The 3,245-nt window shown below is 43.5% G+C and carries 1 protein-coding gene; it reads left to right on the top strand.

Annotated elements, in window-relative coordinates; genetic code table 11:
• Positions 1 to 65 precede the first annotated feature (65 nt).
• Positions 66 to 3,170, top strand: a complete 3,105-nt coding sequence (locus PX636_RS04220; protein ID WP_288116309.1) for an efflux RND transporter permease subunit — start codon at positions 66 to 68, stop codon at positions 3,168 to 3,170.
• The last annotated feature ends 75 nt before the right edge of the window (positions 3,171 to 3,245 follow it).

The raw sequence follows: 3,245 nt of genomic DNA on the forward strand, positions 1-3,245 counted from the left end.
AAACCCCAAAACCCTAAAACCCCAACCCCTAACTCCTCACTCCTTACTCTCCCCCATAGGTAATCATGTCAGAAAACATCTCCCTAAGCGGTCTGTCAATTCGTCGTCACATAGGAGTATTGATGTTAACTATAGCAGTTATCATCATCGGTCTTTTTTTTCTAAATCGTTTAGAAGTGGACTTGCTTCCTTCTATCACTTATCCCCGCATTAGTTTAAGGATGAATGTACCCGGAGTTTCCCCGGAAGTCATTCTCGAAGAAGTAACTAAACCCCTAGAAGAAGGAATGAGTGCCACCGAGGGAGTAGTGCAAGTTTATTCAGAAACTCGCGAGGGAAGGATGCGAGTAGATTTATTTTTTCAACCGGGGGGAGACTTAAATGTCGCTTTAAATGAAGCTACCGAAAGTTTTAATCGTGTCCGACAAAATTTACCCGATATTATTGAGGAACCGCGCTTAAACAAATTTGAACCCTCTCGTTTACCCGTCTATGAATTCGCTGTCGTTTCTGATACCCTACCCCTAAAAGATTTAAGATTATTTGCCGATGAAGAATTAGGGAGAGAATTAGGATTTGTGGAAGGAGTGGCAGTGGTGGACGTGATTGGGGGAGTTAGAGAAGAAATTCAAGTTAATATTGACCTGCAGCGATTACAATCTTTAGGAGTGGGATTAAATCAGGTTTTAGACACCCTAAAAAGACGCAATCAGGACATCTCTGGGGGCCGACTAGAGGGAGAAACCGGGGAACCTTTAACCCGTGCGGTGGGGAAATTTAAAAACGTAGCGGATATCCAAGATTTAGCACTGACCGATAGTAATAATCCCGAAGAAAAAATCTATCTGCGGGATGTGGCCAGAGTTATCGATGGGACAGAAGAACAAAGAATTTTTGTCACCCTAAATGGAAAAAATGCCGTCAGGGTTAGCGTCCAAAAACAACCGAATGCGAACACGATTGCTGTGGTAGAAGGGGTCAAAAAACGCATTACAGAATTAAAAAAATCCGGGTTAATGACCGGGGGAATACAAGTCGTCCCCACTACTGATGAGTCTGTATTTATCCAAAACGCGGTTAATAACGTGGTTTCGTCGGGACTAGCGGGGACAATTCTAGCAGGACTGACTGTATTCGTCTTTCTCGGTTCCCTGCGACAGACTTTTATCATTACCCTAGCGATTCCTCTTTCTACCCTCGTCGCAATTATCTGTATGAAGTTATTCGGGTTATCGATAAATGTGTTTAGTTTGGGAGGATTGGCCCTAGGGGTGGGTATCGTGGTGGATAATTCCATTGTCATGCTGGAAAATATTGCCCTCAAAGTTAATCAAAACCAAAATAAGCAAGATTTTTTAGAAATTGCCCGGAATAGCAGCCAAGAGGTAGAATCTGCTTTATTGGCCTCCACTGCGACTAATCTCGTCTCTATCCTGCCATTTTTACTACTGGGTGGTTTTATTTCCCTGCTGTTTAACGAGATTATCCTCACTATCAGTTTTGCTGTGGCTGCTTCTCTGTTGTGTGCGTTAACCGTTGTTCCCATGTTAGCCAGTCGTTTGTTAAATATGCAGGTTTCTAGTGGTATCCATCGATTTTGGCTCTTAAGAGTCTTTAGTCAACGTCTAGAAGGTTTAACCATCCTCTACGGTCGTTTTTTAGCTAAAATCATCCACTACAGAATACCTGTTATCCTGCTGGCCTTTTTAATTTTAGGGGGAAGTAGTTTCTATCTCTGGCAATATATCCCCCAGGAAGTCTTTAGTCGTATTCAAACCGGACAGGTGAACGTTTTTGCCCAATTTCCTCCTGGTACCAATTTAAATACTAACCGTCAGGTGATGCGGGAAGTAGAAAAGATTTTATTATCACAACCGGAAACTGAGTATGTTTTTACTACCAGTGGCGGTTCTCTTTTTGGCACAACTACCAATGAAAATATTTTGCGCGCTTCTAGTACGATTAATCTCAAAAAAGGCACTAATACAGAAGCATATATCGAACGGATGAGCAAAGCACTAGAGCAATTAAACCTCGTTAACGTGCGTTTGCGTCTCACCCCCGGTCAAGTGCGCGGTATTATTCTTAATAACTCTCCCTCCGTTGGTGCTGATGTGGATGTGATGTTACAGGGACGCGATGGGAAAACTTTAGAGCAAGCTGGTGAAGAAATCCTCAGTATTCTCGATGAAAAAGTCCCTAGTGCGCGTTTTCGTGCCGATGCTGACCCCAGACAACCAGAAATTCAGATTAAACCCGATTGGACGCGCTTAAATAGTTTGGGATTGAGTACCCTGGAAGTGGGACAAACGCTACGGACCGCTATTCAAGGATCGATCCCCACCCAACTGCAACGGGGAGAAAGATTAATCGATATCCGAGTGCAATTGGACCCCAACTCGCGGCAAAAAATTAGTGACATATCACAAATACCTATTTTTGTCAATAGACAAGAAGACTTAAAATTAGCAGATATAGCCCGGATTGAAGCGGGAAAAACCCCCGGAGTCATCCAGAGAATCAATCAGCGTCAAGTTTTTATTATTATCGGCAGTTTGGTCGAGGGTGCGAAATTAAGTGACGCACTCGCAGGGGTACAATCGCTTTTAAACGCCACTCCCTTACCCGATGGTATCAGCATTTTACCCAGTGCTGCTGCCATATCTAATCAAGAAATTCAGGGTTCTTTGGGGTTATTAGCGGGTTTATCAGTATTTTTAGTCTTTGTAGTCATGGCCGTGCAGTATAACTCACTCATAGACCCTTTGGTGATTATGTTAACCGTTCCTTTGGCCCTAGCGGGGGGAATTTTTGGACTATATTTGACCAAAACCCCGATTAATGCCATTGTCATCGTCGGGGTGGTGTTATTGGTGGGGATTGTGGTTAATAACGGGATTATTATGGTGGAATTAGCCAATCAATTGCGGCAAGAATTCGGTTTTACTCGACTACAAGCTATTTTAAAGGCCGCTCCCCAACGTTTACGACCGATTTTAATGACTACCGTGACCACGGTTTTAGGTTTATTTCCCCTCGCTTTAGGATTGGGAGAGGGGGGAGAATTCCTGCAACCTTTAGGAATTGTCGTTTTTTCGGGTTTGTCTTTAGCAACTCTGTTAACTCTGTTTATTATTCCCTGTTTTTACGTTTTATTCTCCAGAAAATAATCTTCTTGCACAGTGGGAAGTGGGGAAGTGGGGAAGTGGGGAAGTGGGGAAGTGGGGTGTGGGGTGTAGGGTGTG

The organism is Microcystis sp. M53598_WE2 (assembly GCF_030067735.1).
Classification (GTDB): domain Bacteria; phylum Cyanobacteriota; class Cyanobacteriia; order Cyanobacteriales; family Microcystaceae; genus Microcystis; species Microcystis aeruginosa.